The following is a 20,892-nucleotide window of genomic DNA, read 5'->3' on the forward strand; positions in this document are numbered from 1 at the left end:
CATACTGATGTCAAGCGGCGGTCAAGGAGGAGTCTTTCAGCATGTCTTCGATGCCGAGAGGAAGCTACAAAGACCAGTTCCATCAGCGTTTGTACGTTCAATTAAACCAGGGGCACAACAAGCTGAACTATCGTCAGATCAACCAGATCCAGGAACAGATGCGAAATGATGTGGATGAATATGCACACATGCAGCATGACGAGGCTGATGCGCTTGGAATGAACAAACACTAGCTGCCGCCGCAAAGTCCGCCCCAGACCGGGGCGGATTTTTTCGTGTGACGAATGCAGACCAAGATGGAAATGCACGTTCGCTTTTTCCGTCCTTTATGGTACAGTAAAAGACAGAAATCAAAACTACATGGAGTTGTGAGCCATGCACATCATCGGGATTGACCCCGGAATTGCGATTGTCGGCTTTGGGGTGATAGATAAACAAGGCAATCAGTTGAAGCCTGTTCAATACGGCAGCATCCAGACAGAGGCGGGCTTGTCGGTTCCGCTCAGACTCAGGCAAATCTTTGAGGCCATGCAAACCTTGCTCGATACATACAAACCGGATGAGATGGCAGTAGAAAAACTGTTCTTCAACAAAAATGTCACGACAGCCTTTACAGTAGGCCAGGCGCGGGGAGTCATCCTGCTTGCGGCCGAGTTGGCGGGTATCCCGGTATACGAATATACGCCGATGCAGGTAAAGCAGGCTGTTACCGGATACGGAGGAGCAGAGAAGAAGCAGATACAGGAGATGACCAAAATGCTGCTTCGATTGAAGGAAACGCCAAAACCGGACGACGTGGCCGATGCTTTGGGAATTGCCATTACCCATGCGCAATTTCGAACATTTATTTCCCTTGCGGAAGGAGTACGGAAATGATTGATTTTGTGGAGGGCACGCTTGCCTATCTGGATACTGACTTTGTCGTGGTGGAAGCGGGGGGGATCGGTTACCGCCTGTTTTGTCCAAACCCCTATCATTTTGTTCGGTTCGAGGGGGCGAGGACCAAGCTTTACACCCATCATCATGTTCGTGAGGATGCCATCCTGCTGTACGGCTTTCCTACGAGGGAGGAACGGGACCTGTTCCGCAAGCTGCTGGATGTCTCCGGGATCGGTCCCAAGGGCGGCCTTGCGATTCTGGCCGCAGCGACTCCTGAACAAATCGTCATGGCAGTCCAACAGGAAAATGTCGCTTATTTGACGAAATTCCCGGGGATTGGGAAGAAAACCGCCCAGCGGCTCATCCTCGATCTGAAGGATAAGCTCACCGCCTTTACACCTTCCGCCTTCCAGACAGTAGCTGCGACAGAGCTCAAGGCCGGGGAAACAGCCGCTTCTGCTCTGCAGGAGGCAGTGGATGCGCTTGAGGCGTTGGGCTATTCAGACCTGGAAATCCAAAAAGTGCGCGGAACGCTATCGGAAGCGGCCAAAAATGGCGCAGGGGTCGAGCAATTAATCAAACAGGGGCTTGCCTTGTTTATGAGGGGGTAGCGAAGTGGACCAGCGCATCATTACGACACAAATGAACTGGGAGGAGGATGCGGCAGAGCTCAGTCTTCGCCCTCGTTATTTGCATGAATATATTGGTCAACAACAAGCGAAAGATAATCTGAAGGTGTTTATCGAAGCGGCCAAGATGCGCAAAGAAGCGCTTGACCACGTATTGCTCTACGGGCCGCCGGGCTTGGGGAAAACGACGTTGTCACAGATTATCGCCAACGAGCTGGGTGTCAGCATCCGGACAACGTCAGGACCGGCGATTGAACGGCCGGGAGACTTGGCGGCAATCCTGACCAATCTTCAGGAAGGCGACGTGCTGTTTATCGATGAGATCCACCGCCTCAACAGAAGCGTGGAGGAGGTATTGTACCCGGCGATGGAGGACTTTGCGCTCGATATTATTATCGGGAAGGGGCCGAGTGCCCGCAGTGTCCGCCTGGATCTGCCTCCGTTTACGCTCGTGGGTGCGACCACACGTGCCGGGATGCTTTCCTCACCGCTGCGCGACCGTTTCGGGGTGGTAAACCGCCTGGAATTTTACACAGTGCCGGAATTGACGTTTATCGTCAGCCGGGCCGCCGATATCCTGCAGATCGGGATTCGCGAGGAGGGGGCCGCCGAGATTGCCAAGCGCTCACGTGGAACCCCGCGTGTGGCCAATCGCCTGTTAAAACGTGTCCGGGACTTTGCACAAGTACAAGGCGACGGCGTCGTGACGGCCCAGATCGCCAGGGAAGCGCTGGAGCGGCTGCAGGTGGACGCCTGCGGGCTGGATCATATCGATCACAAGCTGCTGCTCGCCATCATCGACAGATTTGATGGAGGACCGGTCGGCCTTGACACGATCGCCGCTACGATCGGGGAAGAAAGCCAAACGATTGAAGACGTCTGCGAGCCCTACCTGCTCCAGATCGGCTTCATGCAGCGAACGCCGAGAGGGCGCGTCGCCACACCAGCCGCCTATGAACATTTCGGTCGGGAGATGAAAAAAACATGAATCCGGTAGCCAAACTGCTCATCATCGGAGGGGCTGTACTGATTGTTGTTGGCCTTTTGTGGCAAATCGGGGGACGATTTTTGCCTTTGGGCCGTCTGCCTGGAGACATCGTGGTCGAAAAAGAGAATTTCAAGTTCTACTTTCCGGTCGTCACCTGCATTGTGATCAGTATCGTGCTAACATTGGCTTCCTATTTGTTTCGCTTGTTTAAATGAGGAATAGATGCGAAAAGCCCGCGTTCTCGTTGACGCGGGTTCATTGCTATGTGCAGATGCACGCATGACTTGCATCCGAGGACCTAAATTGTACAGTCTGGGCAGGAAATGGCCTGTTTTTGTCGAAAAACATGGGAGTTCATGCCAAAATTCGACTTTTCAACAATTCAGGTGAGAGGAAGGACAAGACGTCATGTGGAAGCGGAAGATTGGAAAAGTCCTTTCAGCGGGCCTGTTATCGGTTTCGCTACTGGCGGTGCAGATACCGGCCGATGCAGCCGGGGATACGATACGGGTTGCGCTGTTTATTGATAATGGACAGGGATACCGGGGAGTGGTTCCTTCGGTGACATTGACAGCGGCTGGCGGGTTGGAAGTATCCATGAGAACAAAAGACGGGGCTGCAAAACTGCCGGCCTTGACAGGAGATACAGCCAGGGTACGGGTAGATGAATATCATGTGCAGGCAATCGAAACAAGCGATCTCAACCGGGCTCAGCAGGTTGCTCAGCAACTGAGTCAGCGAAAGATAGACGCCGCCATCCAGCAAAGCGAGCAAGGCGGCAAACGGATGTACCAAGTAGTCAGCGGCACCTACGACACCTTGCAAGCGGCCTCGGCGCAAGCCAAGTCAATCGCGCAAGCTACGGGTCAGCAGCCGGTGGTAAAAGGGCCGATGCGAGTGGAAGCAGGGAGATTCGGCAGTTTGAAAGAAGCGCAGGACTGGCAAACCGCCCTGTCCTCTACCGGGATATCCGCCTATCCGGTCATTTTGCTCGATGGCGGCAAGCTGTCCTACGCCGTTTGGTTGGGGGACGAGGTAAGCAAAGATGCGGTGCAAAAGCTGGCGAATAAAGCCGCATCCGCATTTCCCGGGTTTTCCTATCAAGAGGCGGCCAGCAAGTCCTATGTCGTTCTGAAAAAAGACATGCTTGGCTCGGAAGCAGTCTGGAAATACGCTTTTTCTCCGCAGGCGTCACTGACTGTAAAGCCGGAGAAAGGGGGCTCCCAATCGCTAATCGAGGTGGAGGAGCGGGATGGCCGAAAGTATCGCGGGAAAATTGAACTCTCGGAATACAAAGGCAATATGGCGGTTGTCAACGAACTGCCGCTGGAGCAATATCTATACGGCGTAGTTGGCTCGGAGATGGCGCCGGGCTGGCCGTTGGAGGCTTTGAAAACACAGGCCGTCCTGGCTCGGACGAGAGCGGTCGGCCAGGGGAACAAGTACGGAATTGCGAACCTTTCTGATACAGTCTTTGAGCAGGCGTATTACGGATTTGACAAAGAGTCCAAAGACATCCGCAAAGCTGTGGACGAAACCGAAGGAGAGGTCATTACCTATAAAGGCAAGGTGGCCGAATCGCTCTTTTATTCCAATGCCGGAGGTTTGACCGCTGACGGCACGGAAGTATGGGGAAATGAGGTTCCTTACATTCGTTCGGTCATGAGCGATGATACGGAACCGTTGGAAAAGGCGGCATTATGGTACCAGGTTTCGCTCGGTGACGGGACCTTCGGGTTTATCCGCAGCGATCTCGTCCGGGAAACCGGCTTAACCAACGCACTGGGGCTGAAAGAGGCTGTCGTGACTGGTGACGGCATCAACCTGCGCTCCGGCCCGAGTACCGCTTATCACCGGGTGTTGACCTCCCTGTCCGCAGGGACAAGCGTTACAATCGTAACAGAAGAACCGGAGGAAAATGCCTACAGCTGGACACGGGGGCCTTACACGGCTGAAGAGGTGACCGCAATGATCAATGCCAGCCAGGACAAAAACAAAGGGCCGCGCATAAGCGGTGTCGTACAGACCTTGCGTGTTACAGAGCGCGGACCATCCGGCAGGGTGCTGGAAATGGAAGCCAACGGCCGCCCGCTGAAGGTCTCTTCCCCGGATGCCCACCGTTCCATTTTCCAGCAAGGCGGAGCGGCATTGAGAAGCACAAAGTTCGACGTGGAAGAGACGGGGACATTTACAGTGTTGGGCGCTGGCGGCAAAACTACTGCCTATCCCAAATACGGGAGCGTCATGGCGATTGGAGCCGATGGCTACGCTTCGTCTGCCAATGGATACAATGACCAGTTCCTCATTTTAAACGGTTCAAATGAGTGGCGGGTCGCGACAAAGCAGCAGATGTTCCTGTTCCGCGGGACCGGTTATGGACACGGTCTGGGCGTGTCCCAATACGGTGCCAAAGCGATGGCCGAGAGCGGGTATGACTATCGGCAAATCTTGCAACACTACTACCAAGACATTTCGATTGAACAGTACTAGAATAGATACGACAACTGACAAACGAGGAGTAAGAGCTTGTGGACGTACAACAATTTGACTTTGAGTTGCCTGAACGATTAATTGCCCAGCATCCGCTGGAGGATCGAACTGCTTCGCGCCTGCTCGTCATGAACAAGCGAACAGGAGAGCTGGCTCACCGTCAATTCACCCAATTGATCGACTACCTGAATCCGGGAGACGTGCTCGTTTTGAACGACAGTCGTGTCCTCCCTGCGCGCCTGATCGGGGAGAAGGCTGACACAGGTGCAAAAATAGAGGTCCTGCTGCTCAAATCGCTTGGAGAAGACCGCTGGGAAACGCTGGTCAAGCCGGGCAAGCGGGTGAAACCGGGCACGGAGGTTGTGTTCGGCAACGGGCAATTGCGCTGTGTGTGCGAGGACGTGACAGAGACGGGAGGCAGAATCGTCCGGTTTCATTACGAGGGAATCTTTTACGAGATCCTGGATCAGCTCGGTTCGATGCCGCTCCCGCCATACATCCACGCCCAACTGGACGACCAGGAGCGGTACCAGACAGTCTATGCCAAGGAGCGGGGCTCGGCAGCGGCTCCGACAGCAGGGCTGCATTTTACGGAAGCGTATCTAAAACGGCTGGAAGAAAAGGGAGTGCAAATCGCATACATTACGCTTCATGTCGGTTTAGGCACTTTTCGTCCGGTGACAGCCGATCTCGTGGAAGAACACGTCATGCATAGCGAGTACTACGAGATTCCGCAAAAAACTGCTGAAATCGTCAATGCCGCCAAGGCGGAAGGAAGGCGGGTGATCGCGGTCGGAACGACATCCTGCCGGACGCTCGAGACGGTCGGACAGGCTCATGACGGCAAGCTTGCTGCCGAATCGGGATGGACGGACATTTTTATTTACCCGGGCTACCGCTTCCGAATCATCGACGGTCTTTTGACCAACTTCCATTTGCCCAAATCAAGCCTTGTCATGCTGGTCAGCGCTTTGGCAGGACGGGATCATATCATGAACGCCTACCGGGCCGCTGTCAAAGAGGAGTATCGCTTCTTCAGCTTCGGCGATGCCATGCTGCTGATTTAAAACCGGGGAAAGCCCGGTTTTTCTTGTGCTCAGGAGCCAGTTTCTATATAATAGGAAGGAATTACATTCTTGAGGAGTGTACATAATTTGGCTGTCCGCTACGAACTAATCAAAACCTGCAAGCAAACGGGGGCCCGCCTCGGGAAGCTGCATACGCCGCATGGGACCATCGACACTCCTGTATTTATGCCGGTGGGTACACAAGCGACCGTAAAAACCATGAGTCCCGAGGAACTGAAAGAGCTCGGGGCCGGTATTATTCTCAGCAATACATACCATCTTTTCTTGCGTCCCGGACATGAAATTGTCAGGGAAGCAGGAGGATTGCACGGCTTTATGAACTGGGATCGCGCCATATTGACCGATTCGGGCGGTTTTCAGGTCTTTAGTCTGAGCAATTTGCGCAAGATTACGGAGGAAGGCGTCTCCTTCCGTTCCCATCTGAACGGAGAAAAGCTGTTTATCGGTCCGGAGGAGGCCACGCAGATTCAAAATGCCCTGGGTGCCGACATCTTCATGGCATTTGACGAATGTGCCCCGTATCCGGCCGAGTACGATTACGTGAAAAAATCAATGGAACGAACGAGCCGCTGGGCTGAGCGTTGTCTGAAAGCGCATACCCGCCCAAATGAGCAAGCCCTGTTCGGGATTGTGCAAGGCGGCATGTTCAAGGATCTGAGGGAGATAAGCGCTCGCGATCTCGTATCGATGGACTTTCCCGGGTACGCGATCGGGGGACTGAGTGTCGGTGAGCCGTTCCCGTTGATGTATGAGATTCTCGAGCATACGGTTCCGCTGCTGCCGACTGGCAAGGCTCGCTATCTGATGGGGGTAGGCTCACCTGATGCCCTGATCGAGGGAGCGATGCGAGGCATTGACATGTTCGACTGCGTTCTGCCTACGCGTATTGCGCGAAATGGGACATGCATGACGAGCCAGGGACGGCTTGTGATCCGCAATGCCAAGTATGCCCGGGACTTCGGGCCACTCGATCCGAATTGCAGCTGCTACACCTGCAAGAACTACACCCGCGCCTATATCCGTCATTTGGTGAAGGCAGAAGAGACGTTTGGCATCAGGCTGACTACGTATCACAATCTGCACTTCTTGGTGAACCTGATGAAAGAGGTTCGCCAGGCGATTGCCGAAGACCGCCTCGGCGATTTTCGAGACCAGTTTTTCGCTCAATATGGATTGAGTGAAGATAGATCTTTTTAAGGAGGACTCCCATGGAAGGTTTACAACAATTTTTACCCCTTATCATCATGTTTGTGATTTTTTATTTCCTGCTGATTCGTCCGCAGCAGAAGCGGCAAAAACAGCGTAATGCGATGCTTGCTTCCATCAAAAAAGGGGACAAGGTTGTGACAATCGGCGGTGTGCACGGAACGATTCAGGATATCTCTGACGACACCGTTACACTGCGTATCGCGCACAACGTACATGTCACTTTTGACCGCGGCGCCGTAAACAACGTGGTATCCAGCAGCAATGAGCCGGCTTCCGAGTCCAAGGAAGCGAAGGAAGAGTCGAAAGCATAGATGGCAAAGGAAAAAGAGGGTACTCCAAGTCCGTACAAGACGTGGAGCTGCCCTCTTTTTTGCGCCTTCGTTTGCATGCAAGCCATTTTACCGCTTCGAGGTGGAGTTGACCCCCATGATCCCGCCAAAGGATGCCAGCAGAAAAGCGCCAATCAGGTAGAAAAAGGTCCCCCATTGCATCGGGGCATCAAAACCGAGAAATCCGATCAGGATCACCAGCAGGAAATAAAAGAGTCCTGTCAGACCGCCATAATACCAGCCTTTGCCGCCGCAACGGCGTCCGGTGACGTATCCGCCGACCAAAAGCCCGATCGCATTGATCACATAAGTGAAATAGGGCAGGGAGCTTTCGCGTATGGATGTGAAAGAGAGAAGTAAGGCAGCCATCAAGGCGCCCAGCAAGACCAGACCAAGCGTGTACAAAAGACCAGCAAAGACTGAAGTGGAAGCACTCCGCAAGGATAACCCTCCTTACTCGTCACGTTTGTACCATCTATATGAAAGGCTTGACCCGGGTATTCATCTTCGCGTTGAACATCATGAAGAATTTTCGTAGAATGGATGAGGAACCAGACGGGGGTGAGAAAACATGATCAAAACTTATTTCTACAACCACTCGGAACAGAAGATGTTTCATGATGTGGACCTCAGCCAGAAAGACCAATTCCTGAAATCGCCGGAGGATCTGCTCTGGATCGATCTGTACGATGTGGGAAACAACGAGCTGCAGTATATCGCCAAAATTTTTGAGTTTCACCCGCTGGCTATTGAGGATTGCCTGCACGTAAGCCCACGTGCAAAGGTGGATAAATACGATGATTATTACTTCTTCGTGTTTCACGCTCTGCGATACAATGAAGAAAGCGACGACGAAATTACAACGGTAGAACTGAACGTGTTTCTCGGGCCCAACTATATCGTCACGATCCACAAGTCGCCGATGAATACGATTGGAAGGATCGCTTCGATCTGTCACCGCAATATTTCCTATTTGAATCGCGGTCCGGATTATTTGCTGTATGCCATTGTCGACGGGATTACCGATGAATATTTCCCGATTATGGATCGTATCAGCGTGCGTATTGACGAGTTGGAAGACGAAATTTTTGACCACCAGATGGAGGAGATCACGGAGGAGTTTCTGGCGCTGAAGCGGACGATTATTTTGATCCGCCGTGTGATTCTGCCGCAGAAACGAATTTTTGCCAATGTCAATGGGCGCTATTCGTTTGACATCTCCGAGGAAAACGTTCCGTTCTACACTGACCTGACTGACCACCTGGAGCGGATCGCAGACTCTACCGAGACATTTCGCGATTTGGTAAATGGTGCACTCGATACCTATTACACCATCATTAGCGCAAAAACAACCGAGACGATGCGGGTTTTGACCATTATCTCGACCATCATCCTGCCGCTGACCTTTATTACCGGCCTTTTCGGAATGAATACGTTCAGTTGGCTTGGTGAAGCGGCCGAGCCGTACATGCTGATTGTAGCTTTGACTGTCATGATTGCGATGACCTTTGTCATGCTGCACATTTTCCGCAAGCGAAAGTGGCTGTAGGGCATTAGCCAAATTTGGAGCTTATAGTTGATGAACCTCCCGCGGAGACTATAGACAAATCTCTGCGTGAGGGGGTCGACTTCCATGGAAGAATTGCCAACGGCGCTCATGCGCACCATGTTCTCGTATTTTTTCATTTTGGTTCTGCTTCGCCTGATGGGAAAACGGGAACTGGGGAAGCTCTCCGTATTCGATGTGGTCATCTCCATCATGCTGGCGGAGATGGCTGTCTTGTCTATTGAACAGATTGACAAACAGGCCAGTTTGTTCTATATACCGATGCTGTTGATTTGCTTGCTGGAGATCGTAATCTCCTGGCTTTCACTGAAGAGCAAAAAAGTCCGGGATGTCATAGACGGCTCTGCCGATCTGATTATCGAGAACGGAGAAATTCGCGAGGATGCCATGAGGAGAAATCGACTCAACTTTGACGATCTGATGGTGCATCTGCGGCAAAAAAATATCAAGAATCTGGCGGATGTCGAGTTTGCTGTGATGGAGCCGACCGGCCAAATGAGCGTTTTTCCCAAGCAGTCCAAGCACCCGTTGACCCGCGAGGACCTGAACTTGCCCGATCCGCTGCCAAAAGGCCCCGTAACCTTCACCGGACTGCCGATACCGCTTATTTTGGACGGCAAAGTACGTGTGGAAGCTCTGCGTAAAATCGGACAAAACGAGCTCTGGCTGAAGCGGGAGATTCGCAAATACGGGATCAAGGATATCCGGGATGTCTCATTTTGCAGTATCGACGAGCGGGGCATCATGTACCTGGATAAAAAAGACAAGCAGAAAAAACAGTAGCCGCCAACGCGTGTGTCAGCGGCGTGGAAAAAAGACGGCCAGTTGTTCCCCGATCCACGGAATGCGGCGTACGTCCTGCTTCCCCAAAATCCGGAAAGCGACAAGCAGCAAAAGGTATAAAAGCATACTGGCCACTGAACAGATCAACAGCAGGCGGCCAACGGAAACGTCGGCAAACCAGTGCGAAGCCATGTAGGAGCCGGCGTAGCCCATCGCAAACATAGCCGTGACGATTTTGCCCATCTCTACAATGTCTACCGTAAACCCGATTTTCTTTACCAGGCTGGCAATGTGCAGAAATGTCACCAGTGTAATGCCGATATTAGTCGCAATGACAGCGCCGTGAATTCCAAACTCGGGTCTGGCTGTAAAGACAAACATCGCCACGGTCTTGACGACAGCTCCGATCAGTGTATTGCGAAACACGACGTGGGCAAAATCAAGTCCTTGCAGGGCGGCGGCCAGAGGCGCCTGAAAGAAGAGAAACACGGAAAACGGGGCCAATTCCTTCAGCAAGATGCCAACCTCCGATTGATGTTCACCGTAGAGCAGTCCGGAAAGAGGTTCGGCAAAAATAAACAGCAAGACAGTACAAGGTGCTCCGATCACCAGTGAAATCCGCATCGCTTGGTAGATGCGGCGATGCACGAGCGGAGCATTTTTTTGATAGGCGGCCTCTGCGACAGCAGGAACGAGCGACACGGACAAGGAATAGGTAAGAAAAGTGGGAAACAGCAGCAGCGGCACAGCCATTCCTGCAAACTGTCCGTACAAGCCGGTGGCGGCTGAGGTAGAGAGCCCGGCCAAGACGAGGGCAAACGGGACGATCATCGGCTCCATCACATAGGCGATCGAGCCGATCAGCTTGCTCATCGTAACAGGAAACGAAACGTGCAACAGTTGGCGCAAACTGTTTCGGCTGTTAACCATGGCTGCCAGGAGAGGGCGTTCCCATACCTGTGCGGCCGTTTTCTGTGTAGCCCGCCGATACTGCCAGAGGATGTACAAAAAGCCTGCTGCCTCGCCAAAGACGATGCTTCCTACCGCGCCAGCGGCAGCATACTGAATCCCCAGCGGCATAAAAGAGATGGTCATGACGACGACCAGCGCCATGCGGCAAATTTGTTCGACCAATTGGGAGACAGCTGTAGGCGTCATGTTGTGCTTCCCTTGAAAATAGCCGCGCAACACCATGGAGATGCTTGAGATGGGAATGACCGGTATGGCAGCCAGCAAGACTACATGTGCTCGCGGATCCGTAAAAAAGAGGCGGGCGATCGGGCCGGAAAAGGCGAACAGAATGATGCACAACACCAGGCTGATCGCTCCGGTTACACCGAGTGCAAGCATGAGAAAGCGCCTGGATTGGCGGGAGTCGCTCGCCGCCTCCGTCTCGGCCACATGCTTTGCGATAGCAACCGGCATGCCGAAGGTCGTCAAGGTGATCAAGAAGTAGAGCAGCGGGACGACCATCTGGTACAGCCCCATCCCTTCCGCCCCGATTATGCGGGAGAGCACGATTCTGTTGGCGAAACCGAGCAATTTGGTGACGCCGCCGGCAATGATCAGGATAATGGTTCCGTATAAGAAAGACTGTCTCATGGCAGGCTCCTTTACCGCCGAAATTTCAAGAACAGTGTGCACTATAAGAATATGGACGTGCCGCCAGCGGCATGACTACTTTAAAGGGGGATTGCAGATGGAGATGCATCACTGGTATGCGCAGGTAGCCAGCCTATGCGAGAGCAAGGCAGAGGAATTCGGACTTCTGGGGTATGAAAATGTAGGGCCAAAGGACATCTGGGAGTGTGTAGTCAGCACGTACAAGCAGGAGCCGCCGCTGCATCAGCTGGTAAATGACATTTTGTCTTTAAAGCCGAATAAATACATGAATTACCTGATGGTGCAGATGTACAAAAATTCCTAATGAAACTTTTTTGCTGTCTATTCGTAGAGGGAGAAAGCAATGTGTAAGAGGTCCTGACACGGCAGTCCGTTCGGCGAACCCTTCATTGCGGATGTGCAAATAGGAACCTATTTGCTAAACGAGGGGTTGGTTACCATGGTTCCGCTTTCCTACAAAAATTGACACGTTTTTTCTTACTTCGCTATAATGGGCATATTGGTTTCGCGTCAACCGACGGAACCCTGGAAGGAAAGAGGGGTATTACTACATGATTAAATGGGGAAGATTCCTCCTGTTCCTGGTTATCGTGGGGGTATTGGCAACATTGATGACCACGACAACTACACAGGTGGCAGGCAAGATCACACTTGGTTTGGACTTGCAGGGCGGCTTTGAGATCCTCTACGTGGTAGAGCCGATGGAGGCTAACCAAAAGGTGGATATCGAGCTGTTGAAAGCGACCGCGCGTATGGTCGAGAAGCGGATCAACATCGGGGGAGTGGCGGAACCCGTCATTGAAACCGAGCTTCCCAACCGCCTTCGCGTAAAGATCGCGTCACAGGCTGCCGATCAGGACAAGCTTCGTGAATTGATCGGAAAACCGGCAGTACTGACGTTCCGCGATGAGCAGGGCAAGATTATTTTGAAGGGTAGCGACCTGGCTCCCGGCGGTGCAGGGGTTGGCTATGATGAACTGAAACGTCCAGTCGTCACCCTGAAGATCTCCGATCCGAAAAAGCTGGAACAAATCTCACGGGAAAATCTGCATAAACATATGGCGATTTACCTGGATGAGACGATGATGACCAATCCGGTTATTCAAACCGTCATTACAGGCGGCAGTGCACAAATCTCCGGCGACTACACAGTGGAATCGGCACAGGAAATGGCAGATTTGCTGAACTCCGGCGCAATGCCTGCGAAACTGGTTGAAAAGCAGGTTACTTCTGTAGGTGCGTCTCTCGGTAAGCTCGCTTTGCAAAAAACAATTAACGCCGGCTATGTAGGCGCGGCTTTGATCTTTGTCTTTATGCTTGTGGTGTATCGCCTTCCTGGCTTGGTTGCCAATATCATGCTGGCGACGTTTACCTATTTGAGTATCGTCGTGCTCGACTGGATGGATGCCACGCTCACCTTGCCTGGTATTGCCGGCTTTATTTTGTCCGTAGGGATGGCGGTCGACGCCAACATCATTACCTACGAGCGTATTCAAGAGGAGATTCGCACTGGCAAGACGATTTTGTCTGCATTCCGTGCGGGTGAACGCCGTTCATTGATTACCATTCTCGATGGACACGTTACGACGCTGATCGCTACCGGTGTTCTTTTCTACTTTGGTACAAGCTCCATCCAAGGCTTCGCGGTCGTGCTTGCGATGACGATTATCGTCAGCCTGCTGACCAACGTATTTGGCTCCCGTTTGCTTCTGGGGCTGCTCGTCCGAGCCAACTTGACTAAAAAGCCTGTTTGGTTCGGTGTAAAGGAGAGTGAAATCGGTGAGCTCTAAACGACAACACGAGGATGTCATCAAGTTTGACATCGTAAAGAATAGACGCAAATTTTACATGCTTTCCGCAACGATTTTGATCGTCGGTTTGATTTGCATGCTGGTTATGGGATTGAACCTCGGCGTAGACTTCAAATCCGGTACACGTCTGGATATTTACGTTGGCAAGGAATTCCAGACTGCCGACATCGAAACGCTTATTAAAGAAAACGTGCCCAACACCGTATTTACTCCAGTAACCAAATACGGAGACAAGCAGGATCAGGCGCAAACGCGTTTTGACCACACGATTCCGGCCGATCAATTGCAGAAGCTGGAGAGCGCATTGAAAGCGAAATACGGCGACCAGGTATCCAAGCAAGAGGCTACCGTTGACCCGAGCATCGCCAGAGAGCTGGTGCAAAAAGCGGCGATTGCCGTCGCCGTCGCCGGGATCGGCATTATCATTTACATCGCGATCCGGTTCCAGTTTCTCTTTGGGATCGCCTGCATCATCGGTCTGATCCACGACGTTTTCATCCCGATCGCGCTGTTTTCGGTATTCCGTCTGGAAGTGGACTTGACGTTTATCGCGGCGATTTTGACGATCGTCGGTTACTCGATTAACGATACGATCGTAATTTTTGACCGGATTCGGGAAAACCTAAGAACAATGAAGTCCAAAACGGTTGAGGATCTGGAGCATCTGGTCAACGTCTCCCTGTGGCAGACGATGCGCCGCTCCGTCTTTACGGTAGGGACAGTTTTCTTGACTGCAGTCGCCATTGCCGTATTGGGTAGCGAGAGCATTCGCAACTTCTCCCTGGCCTTGATCTTCGGTCTGGTGAGCGGTACGTACTCCTCCATCTTCGTGGCTGCACAAGTATGGGTTACCTTGAAAAAACGGGAATTGGCAAAAAAACGTCTTTCTCCGGCTCCAACAGAGAGCTGATTGAATGATACCGCGGGGAATCCCCCCGCGGTTTTTTACTCTCAAGACAAATCCCCATAACGGGAGGCAGTAGGGAATGGACAATCGTTTGGCGAAAGCCCAGTTTGGCGCGTGGGTCGGAATCATCGGCAACATTGCATTAGCTGCTGCCAAACTGCTCATCGGCATGGCTGCCAAGTCGCAAGCTCTCGTCGCTGACGCTGTACACTCTGCATCTGACGTCGTCGGTTCGGTGGCTGTTCTGATCGGCCTGAAGGCGGCAGAACGCCCGCCTGACGAGGATCACCCGTACGGACACGGAAAGGCGGAATCGATCGCCGCGATTATCGTTTCGGTGCTGCTTGGAGTGGTCGGCTTTGAAATCGGGTCTGCATCGGTCAAGTCGCTTTTTTCGCCATTGGAGCCCCCTGGCTTCATCGCAGTCTGGGCGGCGGCAGGCTCTATGCTGGTTAAGGAATGGATGTTCCGCTACAAATACAAGCTGGGAAAAGAATTGAACAGCCCCTCCTTGATTGCCAATGCCTTTGAGCACCGATCCGATGTGTTTTCATCTTTTGCTGCATTGGTCGGCATCGGAGGAGCGATACTGGGTGGACGCTTCGATCTTCCCTGGCTGCTGTATCTCGATCCGATTGCCGGTATTTTTGTTTCCATCCTCGTTTTGAAAATGGCCTACGAGATCATGCGCGAGTCTATTCACAACGCGCTGGATCACGTTCTCCACGAAGACCAGACCGTCGAGCTGCGCCACGCCATCGAAGCGGTCGAGGGAGTGATGCGGATTGACTCGCTCCGCGCCAGAGAGCACGGCCATTATCAGATTGTCGATGTAAAGATCGGTGTCGACCCTCACATCACGGTGGAAGAAGGACACAGGATTGGGAAAGAAGTGAAGCAATCACTGCTCTCCCGCTTTCCCGATGTCCGTGATGTATTCATTCATGTAAATCCATACGATCCCGAGCCCGCAGACCGTACGGTAGGCATGAGAGAATAAAGCGCTTTCTGTTGTTGTCAGCCTCCCACACTTTCCTCTATAATGAATGAGGATTGGAGGAAGGCCTATGCTGAGAGCGAAAACACGCTGGCAACTGGCTGCGTACGATAATGAGCTGGCAGAGTTGATCGCCCGTGAGTGTGGTTTGGCTCCGCTGGTAGCCAAGCTTCTCGCGATTCGTGGAATCGATTCTCCCCAGCGTGCGAAAGAATTTCTGCAAGCGGGCCCCGAGCTCTTCCACGATCCGTTTGCCCTGTACGGGATGGAGAGCAGCGTGTATCGAATCCGTCAGGCCATCGAGCGCAAGGAACCGATCTGTATTTACGGAGATTACGATGCAGACGGGGTCAGCTCGACATCGCTCATGGTTCATTTGATGAGACGGATGGGCGCCGTGTTTGATTACTATATTCCCAACCGCTTCACGGAAGGATACGGCTTACATAAGGAGGCCATGTCTCAGATTCACGAGAGGGGCTTCAAGCTGATCATTACCGTCGATACCGGTATTAGTGCCGTGGAGCAAGTCGACTTTGCCAAACAACTCGGTCTGGACGTCATTGTGACGGACCACCATGAACCTCCGGAGGTTATCCCGGAGGCATTTGCCGTGATCAATCCGAAGCAGCCTGCATGCACTTATCCGTTTGACATGCTCGCAGGCGTGGGCGTCGCTTTCAAGCTGGCCCATGCATTGCTGGAGGAGCCGCCGCTCGATCTGGTTGATCTGGCTGCGCTCGGGACGATTGCCGACCTGGTGCCGCTGGTGGATGAGAACCGGATTTTGGCAAGACTCGGTCTGCAGCGCTTGAATCATACCCGCAATCCGGGTTTGCAGGCATTGATTAAAGTAAGCGGCTTGGCGGATGCCGAAAAGCTCACAGCCGGCCATGTCGGCTTTGCCTTGGGACCGAGACTGAATGCGGGAGGACGTCTGGAGACGGCAGAAGCGGCCGTGAAGCTCTTGACTACAGAGGATGGTCAGGAAGCGGAAGAGGCAGCCCAGCAGCTGGATGAGTTGAACCGGGAGCGGCAGGAGCTTGTCCAGAAAATGACCGATGAAGCCATCAGTATGGTCTTGGAAAAGTACCCTTTGGATGAAAACAGGGTGCTGGTCGTCGCCAAGGAAGGCTGGAATGTAGGGGTAGTCGGGATTGTGGCTTCACGACTGGTAGAAAAATTTTACCGACCGACAATCGTCCTCGGGATCGATCCGGAAAAAGGGACGGCAAAGGGCTCGGCGAGAAGCATTGCCGGCTTTGACATGTATGAGGCTTTGACAGCCTGCAAAGAGTGGCTTCCCCATTACGGCGGGCACACCATGGCAGCAGGGATGACACTGCCTGTGGATAACCTGGAGGCTTTTCGCAAACAGCTAAATAAACTGGCATTCGAATGGCTGACGGACGAAGATTTGATTCCGTTGACGAAAGTGGATGTCGCCCTGGAAATGCCGGAAATCACACTGGAGACTGCCGAACAATTGGAGCTGCTGGCCCCGTTCGGGATGGGCAATCCGACGCCGCTGGTGCTGGTAAACGATGTGGAGGCCTCGGGCATGCGCACGATCGGGCGGGACGATACCCACTTGAAGTGCTCGCTGGTGAAGGATGCCTGCCAGATCGATGCGATCGGCTTCAACTGGGCCCATATTGTTTCTCAGGTGACGCCGAAAGCACGTTACCAGGTGCTAGGCGAGATGTCGGTAAATGAATGGAACGGAAACCGGAAGCCGCAAATCACCATCCGGGATATCGCTGTGCCTCACCGTCAAATTTTTGATTGGCGCGGCTGCAGAGATAAGCTCGACAAGTGGCGGAAGCTGCAGGAGAGCAGCGAGACATTGACGATCATGTTTCGGCAGGAAAGCTACGAGGAGCTGTTCCCCGTCGCTGCGCTCGGAGGCAGCACAGACAGCTTGTTGTACCTCTCGCCGAACCACGCTGCCAATCCCGCCGCCAGATCGAATGTGATTCTCTACGATCTGCCCAAGACCCGCAGCGATCTCGCTGGTGCGGTGGCGTATCTGGAGCGGGCGGAGCGGATTTACTGTTTGTTCGGGGACCCTGACCTCGGACTTGAGCGGATCTCCTGTCCGGGCCGCGAACAATTTAAACTCGTCTATCAATTTTTCATGCAGGTTCCCCTGGTGCAGCGAATTCATCTGGATGCGATGGCACGCAGGTTGAAGCTGAAGCGGGATGTACTGGAAGGGATGCTCGCCGTATTCGCAGAGCTGGACTTCATTACAATGGAGGAAGGGGCCATCAGGCTCAACGCCCAAGCAGCGAAGCGTCCGCTCGACAGCTCCCGCCTGTATATGGAGTGGAAAGAAGAAAGCGAATTGGTAACGGAACTGCTGCTCTCTTCGTACGATTCACTGGTAACTCATTTTCAACAGCAGGTGGCAGCGACCACCGCGTAGGAGGAATTTTTTCATGGATTTTAAATCGTACATTCGCGTGATTCCTGATTATCCACAACCGGGTATTCGCTTCAAGGATATCACTACGTTGTTAAAGGACGGCCCAGCCTATAAAGCGGCGATTGAGGAATTGACCACTTTTGCCAAGGAAGTGAATGCCGAAGTGATCGCGGGTCCGGAAGCACGTGGTTTTGTCGTCGGTGCTCCGCTGTCGTATGCGCTTGGTGTCGGCTTTGTGCCGGTCCGCAAATCGGGCAAATTGCCGTACGAATCGATCAAGGCAGAGTATAACCTGGAGTATGGAAAGGATGCGCTCGCCGTTCACGTGGATGCGATCCAGCCCGGGCAGCGCGTGCTGATTGCCGACGATTTGCTGGCGACAGGAGGAACGATCACCTCGACGATTCAACTGATTGAGCAGCTGGGAGGAATCGTGGTAGGTGCAGCCTTCTTCATCGAGCTTTCCTATCTGGATGGCCGCCAAAGACTGGGTGACATTCCAGTCAAAACCCTTGTACAGTATTAAGCAAAGACGGGCGCAATGCCCGTTTTTTTGTTTTTTGGCCATCCTGCAAACTTTCCCTTGAGAATCACCTTTACATTACAATGGACATACAAGATAATAGGATAAATAGACAGTTTTCATCTTTTCCCCTCTGTGCAACAGTGAGGGGAGCACAAGCGGCACGAAATAACGTCAGCTTCTCCGTGAGCTTCCGATGAAGCTTTTTTTATACGATCGGACGTATCAAGATTGTTACCGGTTATCGGCATGAGCAGCGAAAAAGAGCGCACTCCTGCCCTATGCCGTACACCCGCACGTCCCGTACTTCGCAGGCTAAGGCTTCGCAAAAAAAGCTTGGCTCAGCCAGGTTTTCTAATGAGAGGATAAGGGAAGGAACTATGAGCACCGGCATTAATGAAGTACTCACAAAAGCAGGCAGTTACTTGTCCAAAGCGGACCTGGATCTGATTACGCGCGCGTACCAGCTGGCAGAGAAAGCCCATGAAGGCCAGGTGCGCAAATCGGGCGTTCCTTACATCATGCATCCCATTGCGGTTGCTGGCATTTTGGCAGAGCTGCACATGGATGCGGTAACGATTGCTGCCGGCTTTTTGCATGATGTAGTGGAAGACACCGAGGTTTCGCTCGAACATCTTCAGGGCGAATTTGGCCAAGAAGTAGCTTTGTTGGTTGACGGCGTGACCAAGCTCGATAAAATCAAATACAAGTCAAAGGAGGAGCAGCTGGCCGAGAATCACCGCAAGATGCTGGTCGCGATGGCCCAGGACATCCGTGTGATCATGATCAAGCTGGCTGACCGCCTCCACAACATGCGGACCCTCCGCCATATGTCAGAGGAGAAGCAGCGGGAAATTTCAGATGAAACACTGGAGATTTTTGCTCCACTGGCTCACCGCCTGGGGATCGCTTCCGTGAAATGGGAATTGGAAGACACATCGCTCCGCTATCTCAATCCACAGCAATACTACCGCATTGTCAATTTGATGCAGAAAAAGCGGACCGAACGGGAAGCCTACATCAACGAAGCTGCAGACACAATCAAGGATAAGCTGAAGGAACTGAACATCGAAGCCGAAATATCCGGCCGTCCCAAGCACATTTACAGCATCTACAAGAAGATGACGAAGCAAAACAAGCAGTTCAACGAGATTTACGATCTTCTCGCGCTTCGCATCATCGTCAATGACATTCGCGACTGCTACGCGGTTCTGGGGATCGTCCACACGCTCTGGAAGCCGATGCCCGGCCGTTTCAAGGATTATATCGCAATGCCGAAAGCAAACATGTACCAGTCGCTGCACACGACTGTCATCGGTCCGAAAGGCGAGCCGCTGGAAGTGCAGATTCGCACATGGGATATGCACCAGACGGCGGAGATCGGGATCGCAGCGCACTGGGCCTACAAGGAAGGCAGAAGTGTCGTCCAGGGCTCCTTTGCCGAGAAGCTCGGGAACCTGCGGGAGATTATTGAAGGGGGCTCCGAGGAGGCTCCAAACGCCCAGGAGTTTATGGAGTCCTTGAAACAGGATCTCTTCTCCGACACGGTGTTTGTCTTTACTCCAAAAGGGGACGTGGTCGAGCTTCCGAAAGGCTCTGTGCCGCTCGATTTCGCTTACCGCATCCACTCCGCCGTCGGCAACCGGACGATCGGGGCGAAGGTAAACGGCAAAATTGTGCCGCTCGACTATTCGCTGAAGACGGGCGACATCGTGGAAATTTTGACGTCCAAGCACTCGTACGGCCCGAGCCAGGACTGGCTGAAGATCGCCAAATCGGCTCACGCCCGAAACAAAATCAAGCAGTGGTTTAAAAAGGAAAAGCGGGAAGAGAATGTAGCCAAAGGACAGCAGATGGTCGAGGCCGAAATCAAGGCCAGAGGCTACGATCTCAAGGATGCGATGACCGATGCGAATTTGAAGGAAGCTGCAACCCGCTTCAACTTTCAGGGCCATGAGGACATGTTCGCCGCTGTGGGCTATGGCGGAATCACAGCCTCCCAGATCGTCACCAGGCTGATCGACAAGCTGCGCAAAGAGCGGGAGGAACAAAATCCGCCTGTGCCGGAATACAAGCCAGCTCCTGCGCAGTCAACAGGCCGCAGCGAGTCGGGCGTCAAGGTAAAGGGCGTCGACAATCTGCTGGTGCGGATTTCCCGCTGCTGTACGCCGGTCCCTGGGGATCAGATCATCGGGTTTATCACCAGGGGCAGAGGCGTTTCCGTTCACCGCAAGGACTGTCCCAACGTCCTGACGGAAGAGTGCATGGAACGGTTGATCGATGTGGAGTGGGATACCGACTTCAAGCATAACTACCATGTGGATATCGAGATTACCGGTCAGGATCGAAGCGGCCTGCTGAACGATGTTTTGCAGGTCGTGGCAGAGACGAAAACGAATATCTCTGCGGTCAGCGGCAAAGCAGACAAAAATCGGGTAGCCACCATTCACATGACGATTTCTATCAGCAATATCGATCACCTGCACAAAGTGGTCGAGCGCATCAAGCGCATCAAGGACATTTATTCCGTCCGACGGATTCTCAGCACCTGATCCCACAAGATCGGGTGTTCTTGTTTCGTTCTGGTGTAAGCAAAGGACAGTACCCAGCGCTACGGGCGAGCAATTTAGAAAGATACCAT

Annotated in this window: 20 protein-coding genes; 18 read left to right on the forward strand and 2 right to left on the reverse strand. The window is 52.9% G+C overall.

Annotated features, from left to right (window positions below; genetic code table 11):
- The first annotated feature begins 41 nt into the window (after positions 1 to 41).
- The 9 genes from EDM54_RS10390 (at position 42) to yajC (ending at position 7,594) form a co-directional block, all read left to right on the forward strand.
- Complete coding sequence (locus EDM54_RS10390) at positions 42 to 233, forward strand: hypothetical protein (protein ID WP_003387589.1); 192 nt, start codon at positions 42 to 44, stop codon at positions 231 to 233.
- 142 nt (positions 234 to 375) lie between these two features.
- Positions 376 to 876, forward strand: a complete 501-nt coding sequence (ruvC, locus tag EDM54_RS10395; protein ID WP_003387588.1) for a crossover junction endodeoxyribonuclease RuvC — start codon at positions 376 to 378, stop codon at positions 874 to 876.
- Positions 873 to 1,490, forward strand: coding sequence for a Holliday junction branch migration protein RuvA (ruvA, locus tag EDM54_RS10400; RefSeq protein WP_003387586.1), 618 nt, complete (start codon positions 873 to 875; stop codon positions 1,488 to 1,490). The genes ruvC and ruvA overlap by 4 nt, the downstream gene beginning before the upstream one ends.
- A gap of 4 nt (positions 1,491 to 1,494) precedes the next feature.
- Positions 1,495 to 2,496, forward strand: a complete 1,002-nt coding sequence (ruvB, locus tag EDM54_RS10405) for a Holliday junction branch migration DNA helicase RuvB (RefSeq protein ID WP_003387585.1) — start codon at positions 1,495 to 1,497, stop codon at positions 2,494 to 2,496.
- Entirely contained in the window at positions 2,493 to 2,711 is a 219-nt protein-coding gene (locus tag EDM54_RS10410; RefSeq protein WP_003387584.1) for a DUF2905 domain-containing protein, read from the forward strand. Before ruvB ends, EDM54_RS10410 begins: the two co-directional genes overlap by 4 nt.
- Before the next feature lie 193 nt (positions 2,712 to 2,904).
- The gene (locus EDM54_RS10415) at positions 2,905 to 4,986 is read left to right on the forward strand and encodes a SpoIID/LytB domain-containing protein (RefSeq protein ID WP_031932371.1); all 2,082 of its coding nucleotides are present in this window, start codon (positions 2,905 to 2,907) and stop codon (positions 4,984 to 4,986) included.
- 38 nt (positions 4,987 to 5,024) lie between these two features.
- Positions 5,025 to 6,053, forward strand: coding sequence for a tRNA preQ1(34) S-adenosylmethionine ribosyltransferase-isomerase QueA (gene queA / locus EDM54_RS10420; RefSeq protein WP_003387582.1), 1,029 nt, complete (start codon positions 5,025 to 5,027; stop codon positions 6,051 to 6,053).
- Between the two features lie 87 nt (positions 6,054 to 6,140).
- Positions 6,141 to 7,271 (forward strand): tRNA guanosine(34) transglycosylase Tgt, encoded by a 1,131-nt coding sequence (gene tgt, locus EDM54_RS10425; protein ID WP_003387581.1) that lies wholly within the window; start codon positions 6,141 to 6,143, stop codon positions 7,269 to 7,271.
- Between the two features lie 11 nt (positions 7,272 to 7,282).
- Positions 7,283 to 7,594, forward strand: coding sequence for a preprotein translocase subunit YajC (yajC, locus tag EDM54_RS10430; protein ID WP_003387580.1), 312 nt, complete (start codon positions 7,283 to 7,285; stop codon positions 7,592 to 7,594).
- A gap of 87 nt (positions 7,595 to 7,681) precedes the next feature.
- On the opposite strand, the gene EDM54_RS10435 is transcribed toward yajC, so the two are convergent.
- Positions 7,682 to 8,053 carry a TIGR04086 family membrane protein gene (locus EDM54_RS10435; RefSeq protein ID WP_003387579.1) on the reverse strand — a complete coding sequence of 124 codons (372 nt, stop codon included), beginning with the start codon at positions 8,051 to 8,053 and terminating at the stop codon, positions 7,682 to 7,684.
- Positions 8,054 to 8,183: 130 nt separating this feature from the next.
- Between EDM54_RS10435 and corA the strand changes: the two genes are divergently transcribed.
- Both corA and EDM54_RS10445 read left to right on the forward strand, forming a co-directional pair.
- Positions 8,184 to 9,161 carry a magnesium/cobalt transporter CorA gene (gene corA, locus EDM54_RS10440; protein ID WP_003387578.1) on the forward strand — a complete coding sequence of 326 codons (978 nt, stop codon included), beginning with the start codon at positions 8,184 to 8,186 and terminating at the stop codon, positions 9,159 to 9,161.
- An 84-nt stretch (positions 9,162 to 9,245) separates the two neighbouring features.
- Positions 9,246 to 9,962 carry a DUF421 domain-containing protein gene (locus tag EDM54_RS10445; RefSeq protein ID WP_003387577.1) on the forward strand — a complete coding sequence of 239 codons (717 nt, stop codon included), beginning with the start codon at positions 9,246 to 9,248 and terminating at the stop codon, positions 9,960 to 9,962.
- Positions 9,963 to 9,977: 15 nt separating this feature from the next.
- On the opposite strand, the gene spoVB is transcribed toward EDM54_RS10445, so the two are convergent.
- Positions 9,978 to 11,564, reverse strand: a complete 1,587-nt coding sequence (gene spoVB / locus EDM54_RS10450) for a stage V sporulation protein B (protein ID WP_031932373.1) — start codon at positions 11,562 to 11,564, stop codon at positions 9,978 to 9,980.
- Positions 11,565 to 11,661: 97 nt separating this feature from the next.
- Between spoVB and EDM54_RS10455 the strand changes: the two genes are divergently transcribed.
- The 7 genes from EDM54_RS10455 (at position 11,662) to EDM54_RS10485 (ending at position 20,803) form a co-directional block, all read left to right on the forward strand.
- Positions 11,662 to 11,889: a post-transcriptional regulator gene (locus tag EDM54_RS10455; protein WP_003387574.1), complete on the forward strand. Its 228-nt coding sequence runs from the start codon at positions 11,662 to 11,664 to the stop codon at positions 11,887 to 11,889.
- Positions 11,890 to 12,136: 247 nt separating this feature from the next.
- The gene (gene secD, locus EDM54_RS10460) at positions 12,137 to 13,375 is read left to right on the forward strand and encodes a protein translocase subunit SecD (RefSeq protein WP_122958161.1); all 1,239 of its coding nucleotides are present in this window, start codon (positions 12,137 to 12,139) and stop codon (positions 13,373 to 13,375) included.
- Positions 13,365 to 14,306 (forward strand): protein translocase subunit SecF, encoded by a 942-nt coding sequence (secF, locus tag EDM54_RS10465; RefSeq protein ID WP_003387571.1) that lies wholly within the window; start codon positions 13,365 to 13,367, stop codon positions 14,304 to 14,306. The genes secD and secF overlap by 11 nt, the downstream gene beginning before the upstream one ends.
- A gap of 76 nt (positions 14,307 to 14,382) precedes the next feature.
- Entirely contained in the window at positions 14,383 to 15,303 is a 921-nt protein-coding gene (locus tag EDM54_RS10470; RefSeq protein WP_122958162.1) for a cation diffusion facilitator family transporter, read from the forward strand.
- Positions 15,304 to 15,370: 67 nt separating this feature from the next.
- Positions 15,371 to 17,728 (forward strand): single-stranded-DNA-specific exonuclease RecJ, encoded by a 2,358-nt coding sequence (recJ, locus tag EDM54_RS10475; RefSeq protein ID WP_122958163.1) that lies wholly within the window; start codon positions 15,371 to 15,373, stop codon positions 17,726 to 17,728.
- A gap of 13 nt (positions 17,729 to 17,741) precedes the next feature.
- Entirely contained in the window at positions 17,742 to 18,254 is a 513-nt protein-coding gene (locus tag EDM54_RS10480) for an adenine phosphoribosyltransferase (RefSeq protein ID WP_024983962.1), read from the forward strand.
- A 377-nt stretch (positions 18,255 to 18,631) separates the two neighbouring features.
- Positions 18,632 to 20,803 carry a RelA/SpoT family protein gene (locus EDM54_RS10485; protein ID WP_003387567.1) on the forward strand — a complete coding sequence of 724 codons (2,172 nt, stop codon included), beginning with the start codon at positions 18,632 to 18,634 and terminating at the stop codon, positions 20,801 to 20,803.
- The last annotated feature ends 89 nt before the right edge of the window (positions 20,804 to 20,892 follow it).

The sequence above is a fragment of the Brevibacillus borstelensis genome (assembly GCF_003710865.1).
GTDB lineage: Bacteria > Bacillota > Bacilli > Brevibacillales > Brevibacillaceae > Brevibacillus > Brevibacillus borstelensis.

Excerpts from the sequence above, each read along its gene's own strand:
- ruvA (WP_003387586.1), top strand. The coding sequence starts at position 873 with ATGATTGATTTTGTGGAGGGCACGCTTGCCTATCTGGATACTGACTTT.
- yajC (WP_003387580.1), top strand. The coding sequence starts at position 7,283 with ATGGAAGGTTTACAACAATTTTTACCCCTTATCATCATGTTTGTGATT.
- EDM54_RS10390 (WP_003387589.1), top strand. The coding sequence starts at position 42 with ATGTCTTCGATGCCGAGAGGAAGCTACAAAGACCAGTTCCATCAGCGT.
- EDM54_RS10470 (WP_122958162.1), top strand. The coding sequence starts at position 14,383 with ATGGACAATCGTTTGGCGAAAGCCCAGTTTGGCGCGTGGGTCGGAATC.
- EDM54_RS10485 (WP_003387567.1), top strand. The coding sequence starts at position 18,632 with ATGAGCACCGGCATTAATGAAGTACTCACAAAAGCAGGCAGTTACTTG.
- secD (WP_122958161.1), top strand. The coding sequence starts at position 12,137 with ATGATTAAATGGGGAAGATTCCTCCTGTTCCTGGTTATCGTGGGGGTA.
- recJ (WP_122958163.1), top strand. The coding sequence starts at position 15,371 with ATGCTGAGAGCGAAAACACGCTGGCAACTGGCTGCGTACGATAATGAG.
- EDM54_RS10445 (WP_003387577.1), top strand. The coding sequence starts at position 9,246 with ATGGAAGAATTGCCAACGGCGCTCATGCGCACCATGTTCTCGTATTTT.
- spoVB (WP_031932373.1), bottom strand. The coding sequence starts at position 11,564 with ATGAGACAGTCTTTCTTATACGGAACCATTATCCTGATCATTGCCGGC.
- EDM54_RS10410 (WP_003387584.1), top strand. The coding sequence starts at position 2,493 with ATGAATCCGGTAGCCAAACTGCTCATCATCGGAGGGGCTGTACTGATT.
- EDM54_RS10455 (WP_003387574.1), top strand. The coding sequence starts at position 11,662 with ATGGAGATGCATCACTGGTATGCGCAGGTAGCCAGCCTATGCGAGAGC.
- EDM54_RS10480 (WP_024983962.1), top strand. The coding sequence starts at position 17,742 with ATGGATTTTAAATCGTACATTCGCGTGATTCCTGATTATCCACAACCG.
- EDM54_RS10415 (WP_031932371.1), top strand. The coding sequence starts at position 2,905 with ATGTGGAAGCGGAAGATTGGAAAAGTCCTTTCAGCGGGCCTGTTATCG.
- corA (WP_003387578.1), top strand. The coding sequence starts at position 8,184 with ATGATCAAAACTTATTTCTACAACCACTCGGAACAGAAGATGTTTCAT.
- ruvC (WP_003387588.1), top strand. The coding sequence starts at position 376 with ATGCACATCATCGGGATTGACCCCGGAATTGCGATTGTCGGCTTTGGG.